The organism is Tritonibacter sp. AK171, assembly GCF_030127025.1.
GTDB classification, from domain to species: Bacteria; Pseudomonadota; Alphaproteobacteria; order Rhodobacterales; family Rhodobacteraceae; genus Epibacterium; species Epibacterium mobile.
Window position 1 is genome coordinate 1,491,144 of record NZ_CP126134.1, and the last position, 24,055, is coordinate 1,515,198.

At 60.1% G+C, this 24,055-nt stretch carries 22 protein-coding genes and 1 tRNA gene; 10 read left to right on the forward strand and 13 right to left on the reverse strand.

Annotated elements, in window-relative coordinates; translation table 11 throughout:
* The first annotated feature begins 33 nt into the window (after positions 1-33).
* Genes rocF through ocd form a run of 3 tightly spaced genes read left to right on the forward strand, consistent with a single transcriptional unit; the run spans position 34 to position 2,932 of the window.
* Positions 34-963 (forward strand): arginase, encoded by a 930-nt coding sequence (gene rocF, locus QNI81_RS07090; RefSeq protein WP_283967806.1) that lies wholly within the window; start codon positions 34-36, stop codon positions 961-963.
* Positions 960-1,889 (forward strand): citrulline utilization hydrolase CtlX, encoded by a 930-nt coding sequence (gene ctlX, locus QNI81_RS07095; protein ID WP_126137043.1) that lies wholly within the window; start codon positions 960-962, stop codon positions 1,887-1,889. Before rocF ends, ctlX begins: the two co-directional genes overlap by 4 nt.
* Positions 1,886-2,932, forward strand: coding sequence for an ornithine cyclodeaminase (ocd, locus tag QNI81_RS07100; RefSeq protein ID WP_283967807.1), 1,047 nt, complete (start codon positions 1,886-1,888; stop codon positions 2,930-2,932). The genes ctlX and ocd overlap by 4 nt, the downstream gene beginning before the upstream one ends.
* A 50-nt stretch (positions 2,933-2,982) precedes the next feature.
* Here the strand turns inward: ocd and QNI81_RS07105 are convergent, their stop codons facing one another.
* On the reverse strand, positions 2,983-3,567 hold the full coding sequence (locus tag QNI81_RS07105) for an HNH endonuclease (RefSeq protein ID WP_005676209.1): 585 nt from the start codon (positions 3,565-3,567) through the stop codon (positions 2,983-2,985).
* A gap of 245 nt (positions 3,568-3,812) precedes the next feature.
* Here QNI81_RS07105 and QNI81_RS07110 point away from each other — a divergent pair, with 245 nt between their 5' ends.
* Positions 3,813-4,478, forward strand: a complete 666-nt coding sequence (locus QNI81_RS07110; protein ID WP_283967808.1) for a pseudouridine synthase — start codon at positions 3,813-3,815, stop codon at positions 4,476-4,478.
* A 5-nt stretch (positions 4,479-4,483) separates the two neighbouring features.
* On the opposite strand, the gene QNI81_RS07115 is transcribed toward QNI81_RS07110, so the two are convergent.
* Positions 4,484-4,798 carry a cupin domain-containing protein gene (locus QNI81_RS07115; protein WP_283967809.1) on the reverse strand — a complete coding sequence of 105 codons (315 nt, stop codon included), beginning with the start codon at positions 4,796-4,798 and terminating at the stop codon, positions 4,484-4,486.
* A gap of 124 nt (positions 4,799-4,922) precedes the next feature.
* On the opposite strand from QNI81_RS07115, the gene QNI81_RS07120 reads away from it, so the two are divergent.
* On the forward strand, positions 4,923-5,342 hold the full coding sequence (locus tag QNI81_RS07120) for an Lrp/AsnC family transcriptional regulator (RefSeq protein WP_283967810.1): 420 nt from the start codon (positions 4,923-4,925) through the stop codon (positions 5,340-5,342).
* A 7-nt stretch (positions 5,343-5,349) separates the two neighbouring features.
* Here QNI81_RS07120 and QNI81_RS07125 read toward each other — a convergent pair whose 3' ends face one another.
* Positions 5,350-6,015 (reverse strand): alpha/beta hydrolase, encoded by a 666-nt coding sequence (locus tag QNI81_RS07125; protein ID WP_283967811.1) that lies wholly within the window; start codon positions 6,013-6,015, stop codon positions 5,350-5,352.
* On the reverse strand, positions 6,012-6,644 hold the full coding sequence (locus QNI81_RS07130) for a DNA-3-methyladenine glycosylase family protein (protein WP_283967812.1): 633 nt from the start codon (positions 6,642-6,644) through the stop codon (positions 6,012-6,014). Before QNI81_RS07130 ends, QNI81_RS07125 begins: the two co-directional genes overlap by 4 nt.
* Before the next feature lie 78 nt (positions 6,645-6,722).
* Here QNI81_RS07130 and QNI81_RS07135 point away from each other — a divergent pair, with 78 nt between their 5' ends.
* Entirely contained in the window at positions 6,723-7,946 is a 1,224-nt protein-coding gene (locus tag QNI81_RS07135; RefSeq protein ID WP_114963614.1) for an MFS transporter, read from the forward strand.
* Between the two features lie 22 nt (positions 7,947-7,968).
* On the opposite strand, the gene QNI81_RS07140 is transcribed toward QNI81_RS07135, so the two are convergent.
* The 9 genes from QNI81_RS07140 to pdxH form a co-directional block, all read right to left on the reverse strand.
* The gene (locus QNI81_RS07140; protein WP_283967813.1) at positions 7,969-8,745 is read right to left on the reverse strand and encodes a squalene/phytoene synthase family protein; all 777 of its coding nucleotides are present in this window, start codon (positions 8,743-8,745) and stop codon (positions 7,969-7,971) included.
* Positions 8,735-10,363 (reverse strand): citramalate synthase, encoded by a 1,629-nt coding sequence (gene cimA / locus QNI81_RS07145; protein WP_283967814.1) that lies wholly within the window; start codon positions 10,361-10,363, stop codon positions 8,735-8,737. Before cimA ends, QNI81_RS07140 begins: the two co-directional genes overlap by 11 nt.
* A complete protein-coding gene (cysS, locus tag QNI81_RS07150; protein ID WP_283967815.1) occupies positions 10,360-11,733 on the reverse strand; it encodes a cysteine--tRNA ligase in 1,374 nt (457 codons plus the stop codon). The genes cimA and cysS overlap by 4 nt, the downstream gene beginning before the upstream one ends.
* Before the next feature lie 237 nt (positions 11,734-11,970).
* Positions 11,971-12,351: a hypothetical protein gene (locus QNI81_RS07155; protein WP_283967816.1), complete on the reverse strand. Its 381-nt coding sequence runs from the start codon at positions 12,349-12,351 to the stop codon at positions 11,971-11,973.
* A 564-nt stretch (positions 12,352-12,915) separates the two neighbouring features.
* The gene (locus tag QNI81_RS07160; protein WP_283967817.1) at positions 12,916-16,569 is read right to left on the reverse strand and encodes a vitamin B12-dependent ribonucleotide reductase; all 3,654 of its coding nucleotides are present in this window, start codon (positions 16,567-16,569) and stop codon (positions 12,916-12,918) included.
* A 794-nt stretch (positions 16,570-17,363) separates the two neighbouring features.
* A tRNA-Pro gene (locus QNI81_RS07165) sits at positions 17,364-17,440 on the reverse strand.
* 43 nt (positions 17,441-17,483) lie between these two features.
* The gene (locus QNI81_RS07170) at positions 17,484-17,963 is read right to left on the reverse strand and encodes a DUF192 domain-containing protein (RefSeq protein WP_005623585.1); all 480 of its coding nucleotides are present in this window, start codon (positions 17,961-17,963) and stop codon (positions 17,484-17,486) included.
* On the reverse strand, positions 17,963-18,505 hold the full coding sequence (locus QNI81_RS07175; RefSeq protein ID WP_005623581.1) for a cold-shock protein: 543 nt from the start codon (positions 18,503-18,505) through the stop codon (positions 17,963-17,965). The genes QNI81_RS07170 and QNI81_RS07175 overlap by 1 nt, the downstream gene beginning before the upstream one ends.
* A 125-nt stretch (positions 18,506-18,630) precedes the next feature.
* A complete protein-coding gene (gene pdxH / locus QNI81_RS07180) occupies positions 18,631-19,236 on the reverse strand; it encodes a pyridoxamine 5'-phosphate oxidase (RefSeq protein ID WP_009179005.1) in 606 nt (201 codons plus the stop codon).
* A gap of 142 nt (positions 19,237-19,378) precedes the next feature.
* Here pdxH and fabI point away from each other — a divergent pair, with 142 nt between their 5' ends.
* From fabI to QNI81_RS07200, 4 genes are all read left to right on the forward strand, one after another.
* Positions 19,379-20,185: an enoyl-ACP reductase FabI gene (gene fabI, locus QNI81_RS07185; RefSeq protein ID WP_126137054.1), complete on the forward strand. Its 807-nt coding sequence runs from the start codon at positions 19,379-19,381 to the stop codon at positions 20,183-20,185.
* Between the two features lie 6 nt (positions 20,186-20,191).
* Positions 20,192-20,722 carry a xanthine phosphoribosyltransferase gene (gene gpt / locus QNI81_RS07190; protein ID WP_009179332.1) on the forward strand — a complete coding sequence of 177 codons (531 nt, stop codon included), beginning with the start codon at positions 20,192-20,194 and terminating at the stop codon, positions 20,720-20,722.
* Positions 20,723-20,875: 153 nt separating this feature from the next.
* Positions 20,876-22,051 carry an aminotransferase gene (locus QNI81_RS07195; RefSeq protein WP_283967818.1) on the forward strand — a complete coding sequence of 392 codons (1,176 nt, stop codon included), beginning with the start codon at positions 20,876-20,878 and terminating at the stop codon, positions 22,049-22,051.
* A gap of 158 nt (positions 22,052-22,209) precedes the next feature.
* Positions 22,210-24,045 (forward strand): peptidylprolyl isomerase, encoded by a 1,836-nt coding sequence (locus tag QNI81_RS07200; protein WP_283967819.1) that lies wholly within the window; start codon positions 22,210-22,212, stop codon positions 24,043-24,045.
* Positions 24,046-24,055: the final 10 nt, after the last annotated feature.

A 24,055-nucleotide genomic window follows, 5' to 3' on the forward strand; every position in this document is an offset into this window, starting at 1 on the left:
TATCAAACCCAACCCCAATCAAGGAGATCGCGGATGTCTTCTCGTCATTGTATTCTCGTTGGCGCACCCGTTGACAGCGGCAAGCGTCGCACCGGTTGCCTCATGGGCCCGGATGCCTATCGCACTGCCGGGCTGGCCGGCGCATTGGAAAGCCTCGGCCACACGGTCGAGGACATTGGCAACGTCACCCCTGCCCCGCACGCACCCGATGATGGTGCGGGCAAACTGCATGAACCAAACCTCACCCGCGCTTGGACCGAGAGCCTGTCAGAAGCCGCAGAAGCCGCTATGGCACGCGGTATGCCGATTTTCTTGGGCGGCGATCATGCCTTGGCGCTGGGGACCGTGCGCGGTGTCGCAAACCACGCCGCAACTCAAGAGCGCCCGCTGTTTGTGCTCTGGCTGGATGCCCACAGCGACTACCACTCACTTGAGAGCACCGACTCCGGCAATCTTCACGGCTGCCCGGTGCGCTATTTCACCAAACAGGCACAGTTTGTTACTTTCCCGCCGGTTCCCAACCCAGTGCCGCCGGAAAATGTCTGCATGATCGGTCTGCGTTCGGTGGACACCGCAGAACGCGAAGCCATGGAGAAGGTCGGCATTCACCGCCACGACATGCGCGATATTGATGAGAACGGGATTGCCCGTCCGCTCAGCGCCTTTTTGGAAAAGGTCGCCGCGCAGAACGGCATGCTGCATGTCTCATTGGATGTGGATTTCCTCGACCCCGCCGTCGCACCTGCTGTTGGCACCACAGTTCCGGGGGGTGCCACCGTGCGCGAGGGCCATCTGGTCTGCGAAATCCTGCATGACAGCGGCCTGATGACCTCGATGGATCTGGTGGAACTGAACCCCTTCCTCGATGAGCGTGGCCGTACCGCGCATCTGATGGTGGATCTCTGTGCGTCTGCCATGGGCCGTCGCGTCTTTGACCGCCCAACCCGGAGCTACAACGCATGAGCATGCTTCAGGCTCCTGCGGCGGTGGTGATGGTGAGACCGCATCACTTTACCTCAAACCCGGAAACCCGAGGGGACAATGCGTTTCAGGCGCAGGCCGATGCCAATGCTGACACCATCAGCGCCCGCGCGATCGCCGAATTCGACGGCGCGGTCGCTGCGCTGCGCGAAGCAGGCGTGACGGTCCATGTGTTCGAGGACACCAGCCGCGACACCCCGGATTCCGTCTTTCCCAACAACTGGTTCTCCACCCACGCCGGTGGTCATGTGGCGGTCTACCCGATGTTTGCGGCCAACCGGCGCCGAGAGCGGCGCTGGGACGTGATCGAGATGCTGAAGCGGGAGTACCGCGTTCAGGACGTGATCGATTATTCCGGCCTGGAACAGGACGCTCTGTCACTCGAAGGCACCGGCGCCATGGTGCTCGATCATATTGGGCGCATTGCCTATACGGTCAAATCAAACCGCGCCGATCCGGTGTTGCTGGAGCGGTTCTGCACCCATTTCAACTACGAACCCATGGTGTTCGAAGCCTGCGACGATCAGGGGCGCGATGTGTATCACACCAATGTCCTGATGGGCATCGGCACCGACTATGCGCTGATCTGCCTGGACATGATCCGCGACGCCACCCGCCGCGCCGAGGTCAGGCAGCGGCTCGAAGAAAGCGGGCGCAGCGTCATCGACCTGTCTGCCGCGCAGATCCAGAACTTTCTCGGCAATACCTTCGAACTGACCGGGCACCGGCGCGTGCTGGCGCTGTCCGCCCGCGCGGCACAGGCGTTGACCCCGGACCAGCGGGCGGTGATCGAACGCTCGGCAGAGCTGCTTCCGCTCTCTATTCCCACACTTGAAACGGCCGGTGGGTCGGTGCGCTGCATGCTCGCCGGCATTCACCTCAGCCCCCGTCAAAGGACCATGCAATGACCCAACCTTCCGATAAGGCCCTTGTTCCTTTTGTCAGCGTAGACAATATGATGCGCCTCATTCATCATGTCGGCATCGAGGATATGATGCGGGATCTGGCCGACTATATCGAGGCCGATTTCAAACGCTGGGAGCTGTTTGACAAAACCCCCCGTGTCGCCAGCCATTCTGACGTCGGTGTGATCGAACTGATGCCCACCTCTGATGGCGAGGCTTACGGGTTCAAATACGTCAACGGCCACCCCAAGAACACGTCTGAGGGGCTGCAAACCGTGACCGCATTCGGCCTACTCGCCGATGTCTATACCGGCTATCCGGTGCTCTTGACCGAGATGACCATCCTCACCGCCCTGCGCACCGCGGCGACCTCGGCCATGGTGGCCAAGCATCTGGCCCCCAAGGGCGCGGATACCATGGCGATGATCGGCAATGGCGCGCAGTCGGAATTTCAGACGTTGGCGATGAAGGCGATCATCGGTCTCAAGGCCGTGCGCCTTTATGACAAGGACCCGGCGGCAACCGAGAAATGCGCGCAGAACCTCGCGGGTCTGGGGGTAGATGTCACCATCTGCAAAACCCCGGAAGAGGCCATCGAGGGCGCACAGATCCTCACCACCTGCACCGCGGACAAGCAATATGCCACCATCCTGACCGACAACATGGTCGGCAGCGGTGTGCATATCAATGCCATCGGCGGCGACTGCCCCGGCAAGACCGAGCTTGCACCCGGCATCCTCAACCGGTCGGACGTGTTTGTGGAATATCCGCCGCAAACCCGCGTCGAGGGTGAGATCCAGCAGATGCCCGAGGATTTCGCCGTGACGGAACTTTGGGAAGTGATCTCCGGTCACAAAGCGGGCCGGACCGGTGATCGTCAAATCACGCTGTTTGACAGTGTCGGCTTTGCGATCGAGGATTTCTCGGCCCTGCGTTACATTCGCGACCGCATCAAGGGCACGGACTACTTCATCGATCTCGACATGCTGGCAGATCCGGATGATCCGCGCGACCTCTTTGGCATGGTGCAGCGCGCCAAGGCCTGATGCAGAAAGCGCGCCTCTCGGGGCGCGCTTTTCGTTTTATACCAAAGGGTTCAGGCTTCCAATTCACTGTCCCAATAGAGATAGTCCATCCAGCTTTCGTGCAGATATCCGGGAGGGAACTTGCGGCCCGTATTGCGCAGCTCATCCGCTCCGGGACGGCGCGGTGGTTTGCGCAGGGACATGCCCGCACGGTGCAGCGGCTTGGAGCCTTTCTTGAGATTGCAGCGCGAACAGGCCGCCACCACGTTTTCCCAACTGGTGATCCCACCAGAGGCGCGCGGCACCACATGGTCAAAGGTCAAATCGCCCTTGGCGCCGCAATACTGACAGCGAAATTCGTCCCGCAAGAATAAATTAAAGCGCGTGAAGGCCACGCGCTTTTGGGGTTTGACAAAATCCTTCAGTACCACAACCGATGGTATTCGGATCTCGGTACTGGGACTGCGCACAACCTCATCATACTCGGCCACGATGGCAACCCGGTCGAGCCAAGCGGCTTTGACGGCGTCCTGCCATGGCCAGAGTGACAAGGGATAGTATGACAAAGGACGATAATCCGCGTTCAACACCAGCGCTGGATGTTGTTTCAGAGCCCCCGGCTCCCTTACGAATTCTGTCCTGAAGTCTCCGTCCATGAACGTCTTCCTCGCCCTGCTTGCCTCGAGATGGCACCAGAGCGGGGAACCCGCCCCAGCTTGTGATTGACTATATATCGTGGCCGGAGCCTGACAAGCCCCAAAGCGCCACCAGATGTCGTGTGAGATAGGATGATTCCGTTACAGAGGCGTGACAGTTATCCACAGCCCGGACATCAGGCATTCCGCAGCGCGGCATCTGCACAGGCTTGCACCACGGCCCGCCTGCCCGTAGAGCCAGTCCCATGAGCCGCTTGATCCGTTTCAACAAACCCTTTGATGTGCTGCCGCAGTTCACCGATCGTGGCAGCGAAGGCAGCCCGCGCGCCACGCTGAGCGATTATGTCGATTGCCCCGGCGTCTACCCCGCCGGGCGTCTGGACCGCGACAGCGAAGGGTTGATGCTGCTCACCGACAATGGCCGCCTACAGGCCTGGATCAGCGATCCCAAACACAAGCTGGAGAAAACCTACTGGGCGCAGGTCGAGGGCATCCCTGATGAGGACGCTCTGAACTTACTCCGCCAAGGGGTTGAATTAAAAGACGGAATGACCCGCCCTGCCAAGGCACGCCTGATCAGTGAGCCTGGCCAGCTCTGGGCTCGCACCCCACCGATCCGGGAACGCAAATCCGTGCCCACCGCGTGGCTCGAGTTAAAGATCACCGAGGGTAAGAACCGGCAGGTCCGGCGCATGACAGCCGCCGTAGGGCATCCGACCTTGCGGCTGATCCGCTACGCCATTGGTGCCTGGACACTGGATGGGCTGGCGCAGGGCAAATGGGAGGACCTGGACCCGCCGCGCGTGCCCGGCCCGCCAAAACCCGCCGCCAAACCCAGCCGCAAACATGCTGCAAAACGGCGCGCCGGTGCGACATCTGCCCGCAAACCCCGACAGCGCCGCGACGGCTGATCCGCTCAGATACTACCCTCGGCCTCGATCACCAGGACCCGCGCCGTCCCGCGCGGATGCGCCACATGCTCATCGCCCACCTCCGCGTGGAAAATATCCCCCTCGGACAGGACGTGCACCTCTACTTGGCCGTTCTGGCGCACATGCATGTCGACCGCGCCCTTCAGGACCACAAAGACCTCGGCCCCGTCATTGACGTGCCAGACATAGGGCTGATCCGTCCAGTGCAGCCGCACCGTGGTCGCTCCGGTAAATCGTTCGATGTCCAGGGCCTCCCAGGCGCGCGAGGCGGTAAACTCTTGCGGTGAAATCAGTTTCATCTTTCGCTCCGTTCTGATTATGCGCATGATCCGAGATCAAACGACGCACGAACAGCCCGCAGACCGCCGGAAGAAACCGGCGTTTCGCAGCTTTGCGCCGGGGAACCGCAAGAGGACCTGAACCGTGGATCTGGACCCGACAAACCGACGCATTCTCGCAGAGCTCACCCGCAACGCCCGGCAGAGCACCGCCGCCATCGGGCGTGCGGTGAATCTCTCGCGTCAGGCGGTGCAGGACCGGATTCGGGCGATGGAAGATCAAAACCTCATCACCGGCTACCACGTTGCCGTCACCGAGACGGTCGCGCCATTGCGGGCGATGATCCTGTTGCGATTTGCAACGCGCCCCTGCGCGCCCGCGCTAGAGTGGTTGTCGGCTACGCCGGGCATCACCTATGTGGCGTCACTGGCGGGGGAATGGGACGCGATGGCGATGGTTGCGGTTGCGGATACCGATGCGCTGACGCAACTCAACGATCAGATCGCAAAGAGCCCGCTCATCGAGCGGGCCCAGTCTCAGATCGTCCTGAAGGAACAGCGCTGACCGCGCGTCACAGGCTCAGTTTGTCGCGCATGAAGGCCAAGGCCACACTCAGCCCATCGGGTGCGATCCCGTGGCCGGTGCCCTTCATCACATGGGCAAACACATCCTGAAAGCCCGCTTCTTGCAGCGCTTCAGCAGCCTGTGGCAGCGATTGCGGTGGCACCACATCGTCCTCGTCCCCATGCACCAGCAACACCGGCATCCGGCTCACGACGTCATCGCTGAACGTATCCGGTGACAGCAGGCGACCGGAAAACGCCACGATCCCCGCCACGGGGTCTTCGCGACGCGGGGCCACATGCAGCGCCATCATGGTGCCTTGCGAGAAGCCCAGCAGAACCACCTGCTCCGGCAGCAAATCCTCATCCACCATCAGCGCATCCAGAAACGCGTTGAGGTCATCCACCGCCGCCATCATGCCGCGCATGGATTCTTCCTCAGATGAGCCGTCAATCCATGGAATAGGGAACCACTGGAACCCCATCGGCGCACCGGCGCAGGCCTCGGGCGCATCGGGGGCGACAAACAAAGTGTCCGGCAGGTGTTCGGCCAGCGGGTCGGCGAGCCCGAGGAGATCCGCCCCATTGGCCCCATAGCCGTGCAAAAACACCACGGCCGAGCGGGTTTCACCGGAGAGCGGCTCTTTGCGGCCGGCAGTCAAAACGCGAGTCATCGGATCCCTTCCCTGTCCTTTGCCACATGGTAATAGGCCCACAAAAGCCGCGCCGCAACCGACCGCCACGGCGACCACGCCGCAGCCATGTCGCGCAGGGCACGCTCTTTGGGGCGCTCCGGCAGGTCAAACAACAGCCGCGCGCTTTCCTGCAAAGCCAGATCGCCGGGGGCAAAGACATCCGCGCGTCCAAGGGAAAACATCGCGTAGATCTCTGCCGTCCAGATTCCGATACCCGAAACTTGCGTCAACTCAGCGATCACATCCGCTGTAGGAGCATCCCGTAAGGACTTGAAATCTATACGCGCCTCCGCCAATGCACGGGCATAGCGGATCTTCTGTCGGCTCAGGCCCGCCGCGCGCAGATCCTCATCGCTGGCCCAGAGGATCTTGCGCGGCCCGGTCAGTTTTGCCGCGCGCAGGCGGTTCCAGATCGCATTAGCCGACGCCACCGAGACCTGCTGGCTGACAATGGCGCTCAGAAGCTGCGCAAACCCATCGGGCTTGCGCCGGAGCGGCAGCGGCCCCGTGAGCGCCAGCGCATCGGCAAAGCGTGGATCCTGCGCCGAGAGCCATGCGGCGCCTTCAGCCACGCAGGCCGGGGTCTCGATGATGCGGCCAACCGTCATCTGGTGCCCCGCGCGAAAATTGTATTGGTGCACTGCACGCTGCTTGTTCCTTCACCTGTTCAGGGCTACGCAATTGCCATGACTATGACCGCTCCCGCCCCCGACGACCATATTGCAAAGCGCAATGTTCTGATTCTTGTGCTCGCGCAGGCCTTTCTGGGCGCGCAGATGCCGATGATCTTCATCGTGGGCGGACTGGCCGGTCAATCCCTGGCGACCAACCCCTGTCTGGCGACCCTGCCGATTTCACTGATCGTTGCAGGCTCGATGCTCTCGGCCACGCCAATCTCGGCGATCATGCAGCGGTACGGACGCCGCGCCGGATTTGCCATTGGTGCCACCGGCGGTGCGCTGGGTGGGCTGATCGGCGGCTATGGTCTCTACCTCGGCTCGTTTCCGGTGTTTCTGGTGGGCAGCGCCCTGACCGGTGTCTATATGAGCGCCCAGGGGTTTTACCGCTTTGCCGCCGCCGATACCGCATCTGACAGCTTTCGCCCCAAGGCGATTTCCTATGTGATGGCCGGGGGTCTGTTGTCGGCGATTGTTGGGCCGCAACTGGTCAAGGCCACCAGCGATGCCTTCGTCATTCCCTTCCTCGGCACCTATTTGGCGGTGATCGCAGTGAATGTGCTGGGCGTCGGCCTCTTTGCCTTTCTGCGCATTCCGCGCCCGCCCGCACCAAAGGAAGATGCCCCGATTGGTCGCAGCCGTTGGGAGCTGTTGAAAACCCCCACCATCGCCGTCGCTGTGATCTGCGCCATGGTGTCTTACGCGCTGATGAACTTGGTGATGACGTCCACGCCGCTGGCGGTTGTCGGTTGTGGGTTCAGCCAGAACACCGCTGCGGATGTGGTCACCTCGCATGTTCTGGCGATGTATGTGCCGTCGTTCTTTACCGGGCATCTGATTGCGCGTTTCGGCGTGGAAAAGGTCGTTGGCGCCGGGCTGGTGATCCTCGCAGGTGCGGGCGCTGTCGCCTTGCAGGGCGTGGATCTGGGCAACTTCTTTATCGCGCTGATCCTTCTGGGCGTTGGCTGGAACTTCGGCTTTATCGGCGCGACCACCATGCTTGCCGGCGCGCATGAGGCGCATGAGCGCGGTCGGATGCAGGGTCTCAACGACCTGCTGGTCTTTGGCGGCGTGACCGTCGCCTCCGTTGCATCCGGTGGATTGATGAACTGCTCGGGCGGCAATCCGGTCGAGGGTTGGGCCGCCGTCAATATGGCCATGGCCCCCTTCCTGGTGTTGGCGGGCGGTGCTTTGATCTGGCTGGTGCTGAAGCCCAAATCCGCCACCGCCTGATCGCGGGCTGCACCGTGGCGCGCTACCAGCGCCCGGTGCCCGCCTGCCACATCAGCGAGACGCGCCTGCGAAACTCACTCAGGCCAAGCGCGCCTGCCGCCACGCGCGCGGGCTCTGCCCGGACTTGTCGCAATATGGCACCTGCCTGCCAGCCGGGCAGTAAGGCACTGCTTGCCGCAGAGGAAATCGCCTGCCGCCTCCGTCTGGCAGCGGCAAGCCGGTCCAACCCACGTTCCGCCAACCGGATCAGCCCCGCGTTGGTGCCATCCAACAGCGGCACCCGTTTTTGCGCCTCAAGCTCCGGGATGGCACGCAGATAGGCTGCAAGCCCCGCCGCATAGGCATAGTCGCGCACAACACCCTCGTCTGCTGGCCCAAGAGAGGCAGCCGCCATCCACATCAGACCACCCGAGGTGGCGTCGATATAGGTGTCAAAGGCTGCCTCATCCTCAAACGGATCGCGGTAAATGTCCCAACGCCGCGCCTCGGCCATTGCGTCAATCACCTGCGCGGCCTCATGGTTGACCAACCGCGCCAGCGGTGTCGCCACATAATGCCTGCGCACCTGCCCGCCGGACGCAATCTCCGCACCGACATCGCGCCACCACTGCACCCGCATTTCGGCAATCATGCTCTCCTGACTGGCCCAGGGCGCGCGCGACATCTCGATGTTAAAGGCGTAGAGCGCAAACAGCAGCGGCCGTGCCTCGACAGGGGCGGCCATTGCGGCCAAAAAACGATCCGGATCGCCCTTCTGAACCGCCTCAGCGCAGGCGATCAGGTCATCGTCAAACTGCATCCGCCGCCTCGGCCGCATCGCGCAGCAGCTTCCAGTTCATCGCGTCCAAAAGCGCGTCAAAAGACGCATCCAATATGTTCGGGCTGACGCCAACAGTGGACCAGCGCCGCCCTTTGCCGTCTTCGCTGTCGATGATGACGCGGGTCACAGCCTCGGTGCCGCCCTGGGTGATACGCACCTTGAAGTCGACCAGCCGCATGTCGTCCAACACCTTGGAATAGCGCCCCAAATCCTTGCGCAGCGCCTTGGCCAAAGCGTTCACCGGACCGCGGTCGCTGCCCGAGGGATCAAGCGATTCACTCACCGATAGGAGCTTTTCGCCATCCACTTTGACAACCACAACAGCTTCCGACAGGCTGATCATCTCATCATACTTGTTCTTGCGCCGCTCCACCGTAACCTTGTAGCGCTTGACCTCAAAGAACTGCGGCATCTGGCCCAGTTCCTCGCGCGCCAGCAGTTCAAAAGACGCCTGCGCGGTGTCGTAGGAATAGCCCTCGGTTTCGCGTTCCTTCACCCGCTCCAGAATCCGGCCAAGCGCGGGGTCGCCCTTTTCAACCGTCAGGCCAGCCTCTGCCAGACGGCGGCGCAGGTTCGACTGCCCCGCCTGATTGGACATCGGGATGACGCGACTATTGCCCACCACCGCAGGCTCAATATGTTCATAGGTCGAGGGATCTTTCAGGATCGCGCTCGCATGCAGCCCCGCCTTATGGGCAAAGGCCGAGGCCCCCACATAGGCCGCCTGTTTTTGCGGCACCCGGTTGAGGATCTCATCCAGCATCCGGCTCACCGTGGTCAGCCGCGCCAGCGCCCCCTGCGGCACGCCCGTCTCATACGCGCTGGCATAGGGTTCCTTCAACAGAAGCGTCGGGATCAGCGTCGTGAGGTTGGCATTGCCACAGCGCTCGCCCAGACCGTTGAGCGTGCCCTGGATCTGGCGCACGCCCGCATCCACCGCCGCCAGTGAGCAGGCAACCGCATTTTCGGTGTCGTTATGGGTGTGAATGCCCAGATGATCGCCCCGCAGCCCCGCAGCGATCACCTCGGATACGATGCGATGAACCTCATGCGGCAGCGTCCCGCCATTGGTGTCGCACAGCACGACCCAGCGCGCGCCCGCATCGAGCGCCGCGCGACAGGCCGCCAGCGCGTAGTTTGGATTGGCCTTGTAGCCGTCAAAGAAATGCTCGGCATCAAACAGCGCCTCGCGCCCCTGCGCCACGATATGCGTCACCGATTGGGCGATATTGTCGAGGTTCTCTTCCAGAGAAATGCCAAGCGCCGCAGTCACATGATAGTCGTGCGACTTGCCCACCAGACAGACACTCTTGGTGCCCGCGTTCATCACCGCCGCCAGCACATCGTCATTCTCTGCCGAGCGCCCTGCCCGCTTGGTCATGCCAAAGGCCGTCAGCGTCGCCCGCGTGTCCGGCGCTTCGTCGAAAAAGGCGCTGTCGGTGGGGTTGGCACCGGGCCAGCCGCCCTCGATGTAGTCTACACCTAGGTCATCAAGTGCCTGGGCGATCTGCTTTTTTTCCAACGTGGAGAACTGTACCCCCTGCGTCTGCTGCCCGTCGCGCAGGGTGGTGTCATAGAGGTAGAGCCGTTCCGTCATTCCAGCCCCTCCAGCTTGGCCGCGTCAAACCCTGTGCCGGGCACAAGTTCCACACCGGTTTTCGACATACGCACCTCCAGCCCTGCCTCCGTGTAGGCCGACTTGAGGCGATCCACCTCGGCAAAATCCTTGGTTTCCATGGCCGTCTGACGCGCCGCGAACAGTCGTGCTTCATGCGCCGAGAGATCAACCGACGGCGCTGCGGCCCAGTCACCCATCTCATCACTCAAGAGGCCCACCAACTGTCCCGCCGCCAGCAATCCCGCCGCATCGCCAGCCGCTGCCAGCTTATGCATCTCGGCAATTGCCCCGGCGGTATTGAGATCATCCGCCAGTGCGTCCAGGACCGCGGCAGCAGCGGTGGCGGTGGGCTCGATGCCCGCTGTCAGCGCCCGCCACTTGCGCAACGTCGCCTCCGCCTCGGCGGCCTTCTTCTCGGTCCAATCCATCGGCTTGCGATAATGGGTCTGCAGGAACACAAACCGCACGACCTCACCAGGCACGCCCTGCTCCAGCAGATCGCGCACGGTGAAGAAATTGCCCAGGGATTTGGACATCTTCTTGCCCTCGACCTGCAACATCTCATTGTGCAGCCAGTAACGCGCGAACTCGCCTTCGGGGTTGGCGCAGCAGCTCTGGGCGATCTCGTTTTCATGGTGTGGGAACATCAGATCGTTGCCACCGCCGTGAATGTCAAAGCTCTCTCCCAAGAGATCATGGCTCATGGCGGAGCATTCGATATGCCAGCCCGGACGTCCGCGCCCCCAGGGGCTGTCCCAGCCGGGCTGTTCCGCATCCGAAGGCTTCCACAGCACAAAATCCATCGGGTTTTTCTTGTAAGGCGCCACCTCAACGCGGGCGCCCGCGATCATATCGTCAACGGAGCGGCCCGAAAGCTGACCGTAGCCTTCGCGCCAGGAGTCCACCGCAAACAGCACGTGGCCTTCGGCAGCATAGGCATGCCCCCGCGCGATCAGGTCCTCGATCATTGCGACCATTTGCGGGATATACTGGGTCGCGCGCGGCATATGCGTGGGCTCCAGCGCCCCGAGCGCGCCCATATCGTCCAGAAACCACTGGGTGGTCTCGGCGGTGATCTCGCCGATCTCGCGCCCGCTCTCGGCCGCACGCGCGTTGATCTTGTCATCGACGTCGGTGAAGTTGCGCGCATAGGTGACGTGCGCGTCGCCGTAGACATGGCGCAGCAGCCGGAACAGCACGTCAAACACCACCACGGGCCGTGCATTGCCAAGATGCGCCCGATCATAGACCGTGGGGCCACAGACGTACATCTGCACATTGTCCGGATCAATCGGGGTAAAGACCTCTTTTTTGCGGGTCTTTGAGTTGTGCAATTTGATCGTCGTCATGTCAGCTCCTTCGACAACACGTCAGCTCGGGCGAACCCCAAATACCTCACCAAGCGCACTGCGCGCAGCGCGGGCTTAGCAACTTGTCACATGAAAGAGAACGACAGAAACCAGCCCGCTGAAGATCAGCAAGCAATACAAATGGTAATGATGGTTTCGATATGCGCCATAGTGTTCAGCTAGCACATGTTTTTGGATCGGCCAAGCCCGGAGTTCACCCGCGCCATCGTATCCCCCTCAGAACCGAAAGGCTGCAGTGAGGGCCAGTTGCCGGTTCTCGCTCGACAAGGAATAATCCCCGTCCGCGCTGCGTCTTCCGCTGAGGCTGCCACTCAACTGCACGCCCGGCGATATTTCAATCGCGACGCCAAAGCCAAGAATGCCAAGTTCCTCGTGATCTTCGACAAACAGGCTGCTGCTTCCATGGGGCTGTAGATCATAACTCGGCCTTGAGTCAGACGTAGGCAGGACTGGAATATATGCGCTCGCTTCGCGAACGGGGCGCAGGTCCGCGCCAACATCGGGCCTTTCCGCCTCATCAGACACAACGTCACCGACCAGCGTCATCCCCAGAAACCGCCCGGACCAGTCGTCAGAGGCCGCGGGCGTGCACAGCATTGCGGCTCCTAGCACGGCGCAAGCGCCCAACAGCAGAGCAGAATGCATGCAGCAGATATTATGCCGAGCAAAGCGGTGCATCGGTGAAACCCTATAAGACATGGAGATCACAGCCCATCCCCGGACTGTCAGGCCGTACCGTCCCGGCCCTGTCTCATATCTCGCAGATTATACTTAACAATTCGTTCAGCTTCGCCGTTAAAACGCAAAAACTACAGGGGCATGCGCGGCGGGCCTACGTGCATTAGATTTACAAAAGCAAAAGGCCCCCTCCAGTTCGGAGAGGGCCAGTTTCGCCGATCAGGCTCTTTTCATTGACCGCCCGTGTTTTTCTTGCCTTGTCCTTCTCGGCGTATGGGATGAGCGCACCCACCCCAGACAGATTTCAGAAACCCAAAGTGTTTTGGTTCCCGATCATGGAAAAGCGCCGAACTTGCCGGAGCTTCAATTTCGTCGGGGATATCAGCAGATCACGAAGAGCCGCCTCATCCCCTGCGCATCCCCCAAGGTAAGCCTATGGATGCGGTCACGTTTCCCGGTGCATGACGCGCACCGGGACTATCCTTAGCTACAGCCCGAGGTGGAGCCGCAGGTGTTGCATTTCATGCAGGTGCCGTTGCGCACCAATGTGTAATTGCCGCACTCACCGCACGGATCGCCTTCATATCCCTGCATTTTTGCTTTGGTGCGCGCATCCATTCCGCCGCTTACAACTGGTGCGTCAGAGGTCTCCGGCACAAGTTTCTGCAATGCCGCCACGGGATCGGAGCTGCCGTCCAGCGCGGTCACCGCGACGCTGGTCTGACCGCCTTGCAGCACCACCAGTTCCTGCGGCAGACGCTTGCGCAAATAACCAGTGGAGGAGATCTGCTTCAGCACCTCCAGCGATTTCGAGGCTGCGCCGTCACTCAGCTCAGAGAGGTTCGAAAGCCCCTCCTCCGCGTCACCACGCCCCAGATCATCGAATGTTGCGCCTTCGGGTTTCACATGCGCCAGATCGGTGCGGTCGAGGTAGCTCACCGCTAGTTCGCGGAACACATAGTCAAGGATCGAGGTGGCGTTTTTGATCGAATCGTTGCCCTGAACCATCCCCGCAGGTTCGAATTTTGTGAAAGTAAAAGCATCGACAAATTCTTCGAGCGGCACGCCATATTGCAGACCGACCGAGACCGCGATGGCGAAGTTGTTCATCATCGCCCGGAAGCCCGCGCCTTCCTTGTGCATGTCGATGAAGATCTCGCCGAGGTTTCCGTCCTCATATTCGCCGGTGCGCAGGTAGACCTTGTGGCCGCCGACAACCGCCTTTTGCGTGTAGCCCTTGCGGCGCTGCGGCATCTTGGTGCGATGGGATTTCATCACCTCCTTGATGACCACTTTCTCGACGATCTTCTCGGCCAGGGTTGCGGCCTTTTCCGGCACCGAACCCGTTTCCAGGATCTCGGCGGCCTCATCGTCATCCTCAACCAGGGCCGCAGCAAGCGGCTGGCTCAGTTTGGAGCCATCACGATAGAGCGCATTTGCTTTTACACCCAGCGACCAGCTCAGCTCATAGGCCCGCTGGCAGTCCTCGATGGTGGCGTCATTGGGCATGTTGATGGTCTTGGATATCGCGCCGGAGATAAAGCTCTGCGCGGCGGCCATCATCTTGATGTGGCTGTCAACTCCCAGATAACGCTTTCCTTTTTTGCCGCAGGGGTTGGCGCAATCAAAGATCGAATAATGCTCTTCCTTGAGGTGCGGTGCACCTTCGAGCGTCATGGTCCCGCAGACGTGATCGTTCGCGGCGTCGATGTCGGATTTGGTGAACCCGAGATGGCGCAGCAGATCAAAGGCGGTGTCATTGAGCTTGTCCGCCGGAATGCCCAGCACGCCGGTGCAGAACTCCTCGCCCAATGTCCACTGGTTGAACACAAACCGGATGTCAAAGGCGCTTTCCAGCGCCGCGTCGACCTTTGCCAGCTCGTTGGGGCCAAAGCCATGTCCGGTCAGCGAGGTATGGTTGATCCCCGGCGCATTCCCGATGGAACCATGACCGACCGCATAAGACACGATCTCTTCGATCTGAGCGGAGGAATAGCCGAGGCCTTCCAGCGCCGAGGGCACCGAGCGGTTGATGATCTTGAAATACCCACCGCCGGCGAGCTTCTTGAACTTCACCAGCGCAAAGTCCGGCTCGATCCCGGTGGTGTCGCAATCCATCACCAGACCGATGGTGCCGGTGGGCGCGATCACGGTAGATTGCGCGTTGCGATAGCCGTGTTTCTCACCAAGGCTCACCGCCTCGTCCCAAGCGCTCATCGCCAGTTCCGTGAGGCGCGCATCGGGGCAATTCTGCAGATCGAGCGGCACCGGCTTCACGGTGAGCGCATCATATCCTTCGGTTGCGCCATAAGCGGCATTGCGGTGGTTGCGCATCACCCGCAGCATGTGGTCGGCATTGCGGGCGTAGCTCGGGAACGGCCCCAGTTCGGAGGCAATCTCGGCAGAGGTGGCATAGGCCACACCGGTCATGATCGCGGTCAGCGACCCGCAGAGCGCCCGGCCTTCGTCGCTGTCGTAGCCATAGCCCATGTTCATCAGCAGCCCGCCAATGTTGGCATAGCCCAGACCGAGCGTGCGGAAGTCATAGGACAGCTGCGCGATTTCCTTGGATGGGAACTGCGCCATCATCACCGAGATTTCCAGCGTCAGCGTCCACAGACGGCTGGCGTGCATGAAATCCTCGGCCTGAAACACGCCGCCCTGATAGAAGGTCAGGAGGTTCAGCGACGCCAGGTTGCAGGCGGTGTCGTCGAGGAACATGTATTCGGAACAAGGGTTTGAGCCCCGGATCTCACCGTCTTCGGGGCAGGTATGCCACTCGTTGACGGTGTCGTGAAACTGGATGCCCGGATCGGCGCAGGCCCAGGCTGCGTGACCGACTTTCTCCCACAGATCGCGCGCCTTCACGGTCTTGGCTACCTTGCCGTCGGTGCGGTTGATCAGCTCCCAATCGGCGTCCTTTTCGACCGCATGCAGGAATGCATTGGTTACGCGGATGGAGTTGTTGGAGTTCTGGCCCGACACGGAGGAATAGGCTTCCGAGTCCCAATCGGTGTCATAGGTCGGGAACTCGATGCTGTCGTAGCCCTGACGGGCATAATCCAGCACGCGCTTGATGTAAGTCTCTGGAATTGCGACCTTCTTTGCCTCGCGGATCGCTTTTTTCAGAGCGGTATTTTCGGCCGGATCATAGGCATCCTCAGCGAGACCATCCCAAGTGCGCAGAGCCTCAAAAATGCCGTTCAGCATCTTCTCGTGCATTTTGGAACCGGCCACGATGGAGGCAACTTTCTGTTCCTCAAGCACCTTCCATTCGATGAACTGCTCGATATCCGGGTGATCGGCATCCACGATCACCATCTTCGCTGCTCGACGGGTTGTCCCGCCTGATTTGATCGCACCAGCGGCACGATCGCCGATTTTCAAAAAGCCCATGAGACCAGAGGATTTGCCCCCACCAGAGAGCTTCTCGCCCTCGGCCCGCAGGTGGCTAAAGTTGGTGCCAGTGCCGGAGCCGTATTTAAACAGCCGCGCCTCACGCACCCAGAGATCCATGATGCCACCATCCTGCACCAGATCGTCGGACACGGACTGGATGAAGCAGGCATGCGGCTGCGGGTGTTCGTAGGCGCTGTTGGATTTGGTCAGCTTGCCGGTCTTGTAATCGACATAGTGGTGGCCCTGCGCCGGGCCGTCGATGCCATAGGCCCAGTGTAGGCCGGTGTTGAACCACTGCGGACTGTTCGGAGCGGCGCGCTGGGTCGCCAGCATATAGCGCATCTCATCGAAATAGGCGCGTGCGTCCTCCTCAGAGGAGAAATAGCCGCCCTTCCAGCCCCAATAAGTCCAAGCCCCGGCCAGACGGTCAAACACCTGTTTGGAGGAGGTCTCGCCGCCAAGTTCCACATCGTCATCCGCCGGGACTGAGCGCCACAGGAACTCTGGCACGCCCTTCTCGCGGATCTTCTTCAGACGCGATGGGACACCGGCCTTGCGGAAGTATTTTTGCGCGATGACGTCACTGGCCACTTGGCTCCAGGTCGATGGCACCTCAATGCCCTCAAGACGGAACACAATGGTGCCATCCGGGTTGCGGATCTCGGACGTCGCCCCGATGAAATCCAAGGATGCATAGGCATCCTGTCCTGCTTCTGTGAAACGACGCTCGATCTTCATGGCTACACCTGTCCCAATTAGTCCCGCTTGCGCACCGGTGCATTTTGTACCGGCCTTCATATCGCTGACCGCAGAGGGCAATACCTGTTAACTGGCGTAGGTTCAGGCCCACGCTCACGGGTCCTTCACCGACCCGGATTTAACGGTTTTGCACGAAGCAGCCTGATCGGGAGCAACTGCTCAATCTCAACAAGATCTAGTGGCGCCCCCAAGCGACACACACAATCTCGCGTAAGATGGCATAGGCGGTCAACGCAAAATTTCAAATTTTACGGACCAGTTTTCAGTTGACCGGTTTCACGATTTCGAGGGTCTGACAGACGCTATGATTCATCCACAGCGCCTCCCGTGGATCGGTGCTTTTGAATATTAAGTTAAGGAAATCTGAAAACCCGCGTGTTGCGAGGGGGTTGTCCTGCGGAGGTCATCCACGCTTGAACTGCGCTCTCCTGCGGAGGCCCGCTTTTTGATGCTGGAATGTCGATCCAGTGAGCTGCGACACAACGCGCGTCGGTTCTGCAACGCCTCTCGGTCAGCATTCAGCTTCCGCAAATTTTTGAGGCAGGCAAATCACGATTTTGATGCCCTTGCGCGTCAGTTCCTAAATAAAGGGTAAACACCAGATATGCCGCCCTGCCCCTCACTGGCACCTAAACCTTGGCAGTGATTCTCGGCTCACCGTAAGGCGCGCGTCAACTCACCCAAAAGAGCGGGGTCACGATCAACATCCCAAAGCCCCTGCTGAACCCGAAGGTTCAGCAGATGACAGGGACTTCATTCATATAAGGAAGAAGTGGTCGGGGCGGCGAGATTCGAACTCACGACCCCCTGTACCCAAAACAGGTGCGCTACCAGACTGCGCCACGCCCCGGACCGTGCGCCTTCCTAGCGGTGCTGTTCTGATTTGAAAAGCCCTAACAGGGCCATTTTGCAGTTTCTTTTGAAAAAACTTCGTGGCGCATCTCGCTGCCCACGGAAATCCCATAGGATTCAACTATACCGGCGTTGACTTCGAGCACCACCAAGACCTTATCGCCCCCGGGGATCGGTGTCAGGTCGCCTGGCAAAGCGTTCTTGTGGATATGGCTCACAACGCCATCCGCGCCGACAAAGATCATGTCGAGCGGGATCAGCGTGTTTTTCATCCAAAAGGCCACGCGCTGTGGCATCTCATAGATAAAGAGCATGCCAGATCGTTTTGGCATGCTGGGGCGATGCATCAACCCCTGAGCGCGGGTTTCGGGGGTGTCGACCACTTCGACCGAAAATCGCGCCTGCCCCCAAGGACCGCGCAGATCGACTTGGTCACGACTACAGGCCGCCGCAGCAAGACCGCAGGTCGCCACAAGCCAAAGGGCGGCGGCTGCGATACGCGATGCAGCCACCCTACGCATCAGTCGATGTAGTCCACATCGGATGAGGCCGCCTCCCAGGCGAGCACATCCACGGCCATTCGTCCGCGCTTGCCTTCGATCACCCGCATTGCGAGCGCCTCTCCGGATTGCACGTCTGACAGACCAGACTGGCGCAGCACCTCGACATGCAGGAACACATCTTCGTCGCGCCCGAACACATTGGCAAAGCCAAACCCTTTGGCTTTGTCGAACCACTTGACCCGTGCGGGCTCCAGCGGTGTGTTGCTGATTTCTTCGTCATCCAACTGCGCCAGATCGCTGAGAACGGGTGTGTCCTCACGTTCTGGTGGGGTAATGGATACGATTTCCACCGCCTGCACACCTCGATCTGTGCGATGGGTGACAACTTCAATGCCAGCACCATCGGCAATCGAGCTTTGCCCGAAATTGCGCAGGACGTTTACGTGCAAAAGAATATCGGGCCCATTGTCAGGACAGACAATGAATCCATAACCTTTTGCGGGATCAAACCACTTCACTAGTCCACGGACATGCTGCAAACTGCTCAAATCTTCGGCCACTTGCGAATTCCACCGGTTCGTTTGTTATTTCCGTGTTGCTTCTCGTAACTGCGCGAATTCCGCACAAGAGTTCAAGAGCAAAAGAGTCAGGAGCCAAAGTGACCGCTAACTGATTTGTCGTAACCTTAAGGGCTAAGACGGGTAATTGTCCAATCATCTTGGACATTTTTACGTCGCCAGACAAAACGATCATGTAGTCTGAAGGCACCATCAGCCCAGAATTCTATTTCTGTCGGCACGATACGGTAGCCTCCCCAGAAATGGGGACGTTTGGGATTCGGTCCTTTTGTCGCGGTGACCTTTGCAACCTCTGCCATAAGTGCGCTGCGCGAAGACAACGGTTGCGATTGTTTTGACGCCCAGGCCCCAAGCCTGCTTTTGAGCGAGCGTGAGGCGAAATATTCGTCCGCTTGCGGCCCATCTTCTTTGCTGACGTGCCCACGCACGCGGATCTGACGGCGCAACGACTTCCAATGCATCACAAAGGACGCAGTGCCGCTGGCTTCGATTTCCTGCGCCTTGGTGCTCTCGTAGTTTGTGTAAAACACAAAGGCTGCGTCTTCGATTTCTTTCAGCAAAACCATACGACTGTTGGGCATCCCCTCGGGGTCCACCGTCGCCAGCGCAATCGCGTTGGGGTCATTGATTTCGGTCTCACTGGCCTCGGCCAGCCATACGCGCGCTATTTCGAATGGATCGTTCCCTTCGAAGAGCCCCTCTCTGTCCGACATGATGTTATATCCTTACTGATTGCCTTCGTACTTAGTGACCTTTGTGCCCGATTGGAAGGGGCCGGTCGGCGAGTAGACTTGATGCCCTTGTCACAGCGGGCTAAAGGACGTTCTATTAACCGATCACAGGCGGAGAACCTGCATGTCTAGTCAACTGATGGCCGGAAAACGTGGCCTCATCATGGGCCTGGCCAATGACAAATCCATCGCGTGGGGCATTGCCAAAGCCTGCGCTGAGGCCGGAGCTGAACTTGCGTTCTCCTATCAAGGTGAAGCGCTGAAAAAACGGGTCGACCCACTGGCGGGTCAGCTTGGCAGCGATATCGTGCTGCCTTGCGATGTTGCAGATGAGGCGTCCATCGACGCGCTCTTTGCTGCGCTCGAAGAAAAATGGGGCAAGCTCGACTTCATCGTGCATGCCATCGGCTTTTCCGACAAGAGCGAGCTGCGTGGCCGCTATGTCGACACCAGCCGCGCAAACTTCCAGATGACCATGGATATCTCGGTCTATTCCTTCACCGCCGTTGCAAAACGTGCGGAGAAGATGATGGACGAAGGCGGCTCCATGCTCACTCTGACCTATTACGGCGCCGAACAGGTGATGCCGCACTATAATGTGATGGGGGTCGCCAAGGCGGCACTTGAGGCTTCGGTGAAATACCTGGCCGAGGATCTGGGCAAGGACGGCATCCGCGTCAACGCGATCTCTGCCGGCCCGATCAAGACGCTCGCGGCCTCCGGCATCGGCGACTTCCGCTACATTATGAAGTGGAACGAGTACAACTCGCCCCTGCGCCGCAATGTGACCACCGATGACGTGGGCAAATCCGCGCTGTATCTCTTGTCGGATCTGGCCTCTGGTGTGACCGGCGAGAACCTGCATGTGGATGCAGGCTATCACGTGGTCGGCATGAAGGCCGTGGACGCCCCGGATATCGAGAAAGGCTAACCCCAGATGAGCACCAAGGACCCGAACCGCCTGCCCCATGAAAAGGGGTTTCACATCTCTTGGGATCAGATCCACCGTGACAGCCGCGCGCTGGCGTGGCGTCTGGACGGGCTCGGGCCCGATGATGGCCACTGGCGCGCGGTTGTGGCGATCACCCGCGGCGGCATGGCGCCTGCGATGATCGTGGCGCGCGAACTCGACATTCGCACCGTCGATACGATCAGCGTCAAATCCTATCATTCCGGTGGCGGCAAGGCCGATCAGCGCCGCGAAGCCGAAGTGCTAAAAAGCCCTGACGCAGAGATGATGGGCGACGGCACCGGCATCCTGATCGTCGACGATCTGGTTGACTCGGGCAAGACGCTGGAACTGGTGCGCAGCCGTTACCCAAAGGCCCATCTGGCGACCGTCTATGCAAAACCGCAGGGCGAGCCACAGGTCGATACATTTATCACCGGCGTCAGCCAAGATACGTGGATCTTTTTTCCGTGGGATATGGCGCTGCAATATGTTGAGCCCTACCGCGGCACTGATTGACGTAGGGTTATTTTACAAATTAAATAAAACGCGCCCTAAACGGCGCGTTTTTTCTTTTCGGCTCTCCGGTTTCGTCCTCTTGCTTTGGGCAATTGAAATCGACCAAATGGCAAAAATCCGCGTATTGCGTGAGACTTAAAAAAGGAATTTCCGATGCATCTTGCCAGAACCAACGCCACTTTCGTTTCTCCGATCGTGGAATCCCGGCGCTGGCTGCAGGGGGTCACGTTTTCCGAGAACCAGCCGCTTTTAAATCTCAGCCAAGCTGCCCCGGCAGATCCACCACCGTCAGGTTTACGTCAGGCAATGGCTGAGGCGGTATTGAACCAAACCAGCGCCCATCTTTATGGACCTGTATTGGGCAACCCGGATTTACGGGCGGCATTGGCAGCACAGATCAGTCGCCATTATGAGACCGAAGTTACCGCTGAAGAGGTCGCCATCACCTCAGGCTGCAATCAGGCTTTTGCGGCCACGATTCAGAGCCTCTGTGCTGAGGGCGACGAGGTGATCCTGCCGACGCCTTGGTACTTCAATCACAAAATGTGGCTCAATATGCAGGGGGTTACCACCCTGCCCTTGGCCGTCGGCGCGGGGATGCTGCCCGAGGTCGACAAGGCCGAAGCGCTGATTACCGACCGGACTCGCGCCATCGCGTTGGTCACCCCCAACAACCCCTGCGGCGTCGAATATCCTGCTGCGCTCCTTGATGCGTTCTATGATCTGGCGCAGCGATATGGGCTGACGCTTATTGTGGATGAGACATATCGTGATTTTGACAGTCGCTCCGGCGCGCCGCACGGCCTGTTCCAGCGCAGCGATTGGCATAACACGCTGGTCCACCTCTATTCCTTCTCCAAGGCCTATCGCCTCACGGGCCACCGCGTCGGAGCCATCGCCGCCGCCCCCGCGCGCTTGCTTGAGATGGAGAAGTTCCTCGACACGGTGACCATCTGCCCCGCACAGGTCGGCCAGATCGGGGCCAAATGGGGGATCGAGAATCTCGACCAGTGGCTAGCAGGCGAGCGGGCAGAGATCCTGAACCGCCGCGCCGCGATTGAGGCAGGGTTTGCGCCCCTCTCCGACAAAGGCTGGCAGCTGTTGGGCCTCGGCGCTTATTTTGCCTATGTCGCGCATCCGTTTGAACAAAGCTCCGATGAGATCGCCCAACGGCTCCTGCGGGAGGCGGGAATGCTCTTGTTGCCGGGCACCATGTTTACCCCGGAGGGCGCGCCAGAAGGCCATCGTCAGTTCCGCATCGCGTTCGCCAATGTGGATGAGAGTGGCATCCACGAGATGCTCTCGCGTCTTGCGAAATTTGCCGGGTAACAAAACCTCTACACCTCTGCCGCCCTCGACGCTTGCTCCTGCCGGGGCAGACGCGTATTCAGGGCGGCAACAGGAGACAGCCGACCCAGTCGGCACAATATGGCCGCCCGGCACCCGTCCCGGCGCGCCGCCAAAAGACGACATAAAGGGCCGCAGGCATGAAAAACCTCTCAAAGACCTTCGTTTGGATCCTTATGGGTCTGTTGTTCGTGGGGCTTGCGGGCTTTGGTGCGATCAACGTATCCGGCACCACACGCACGCTGGCCACCGTCGGCGACGCAACGGTCAGCGTCGATGACTACGCGCGCGCACTTCAGCAAGAGCAACGCGCCATTCAGGCCCAGTCCGGCCGGTCCATCCCGCTCTCGCAGTTGATTTCCATGGGCGTGGATCGCGGCGTGCTCTCCGGCTTGGTGGCCTCTGCCGCACTGGACAATGAACTTGGCGAACTTGGCCTCTCCGTGGGCGATGAGGTGCTGCTCAAAGAGATCACGCAGATTTCAGCCTTTCAGGGCTCAGATGGCAGCTTCAGCCGCGACAACTATCGTTTTGCTCTTGATAACGCAGGTCTCTCCGAGGCTGATTTCGAAGAAGACATGCGTTCTGAGACTGCCCGTACCCTGCTGCAAGGCGCCATCACCGGCGGCACCCGTATGCCCGCCGTGCTGGGAGAGACGCTCACCGATTACATTGGCGCGCGCCGCAGCTTTGCCTATGTGCGCCTCTCCGAGAATGACGTGATCCTCACCGCTGTTGAACCCACAGAGGATGAGCTGAAAACCTTCTATGAGACCCATATCGAGGATTTCACCCTGCCCGAGACCAAGGTCATCACCTATGTGGCCCTGCGCCCCGATGCACTGGTGGATGAGGTCGAAGTGGACGAAACAGCCCTGCGCGCACTCTATGAAGAGCGCGATGCAGAGTTCAACGTCCCCGAGCGTCGTCTGGTCGAACAACTGGTCTTCCCCAATGAAGATGCGGCCGCAACCGCCAAGGCGCAATTGGACGTGGGCGGCACCACTTTTGAAACCCTCGTTGAAGAACGTGAACTGACGCTGTCGGATATCGACATGGGCGACGTCGCAATCGACACGTTGGGCGCGGCAGGAGACGCGGTGTTTGCCGCAGAGGTTGGCGATGTCGTCGGCCCGTTGCCGTCGGAATTTGGCCCGGCGCTTTATCGTGTAAACGGTGTGCTTGAGGCCAATTTCACCAGCTTTGAGGACGCGCTGCCGACGCTGCGCGAAGAACTGGCACTGGACCGCGCCCGCCGCGTGATCGAGACCCGCTCTGAAGGTATCGATGATGCGCTTGCCGGGGGGGCCACCCTCGAAGAACTGGCCAACGAGGAAAACGGCATGGTGCTGGGTCAACTTGATTGGACCGCAGACACCACAGACGACATTGCCGCTTATGACACCTTCCGCAATGCGGCAGAGGCGGTCACGGTCGAGGACTTCCCTGCGGTGGACTACCTTGAGGATGGCAGCCTCTTTGCCCTGCGCCTTGATGAGGTACTGGCGCCCCGTCCCCAGCCGTTTGAGGATGCCCGCACCGCCGTTACCGAAGCCTTCAAAGGCGACCGGATCGCCAAGGCACTAGCAGAGCAGGCCGATCAGATCAAAGCGGCGACCGAGGCCAATGACGGCCAGTTCCCTGAGGACAGCGAGGTGGTTGAACAGACCGGCCTCACCCGCACGGCTTATCTCGATCAGACCCCGGTTGATCTGCTCAATCAGGTGTTTGAGATGGAAGTGGGCGAGGTTCGCGTGGTCTCCGACGCCGAGGGCACCGTCGTTGTGCGTCTGGATGAGACCCTACCGCCCGATGATGGCAACGACATGCAGTTCCTGACGCAGGCTCTTAATGAGCAACTGAATCAGTCCCTGTCGAATGAGATCTTCCAGATCTATCTGCAAGCAGTGCAGTCACGCGCGCGCCCGCAGGTGAACCAACAGGCGGTGAATTCAGTTCACGCCACCTTTCAATAACTAAGCACGA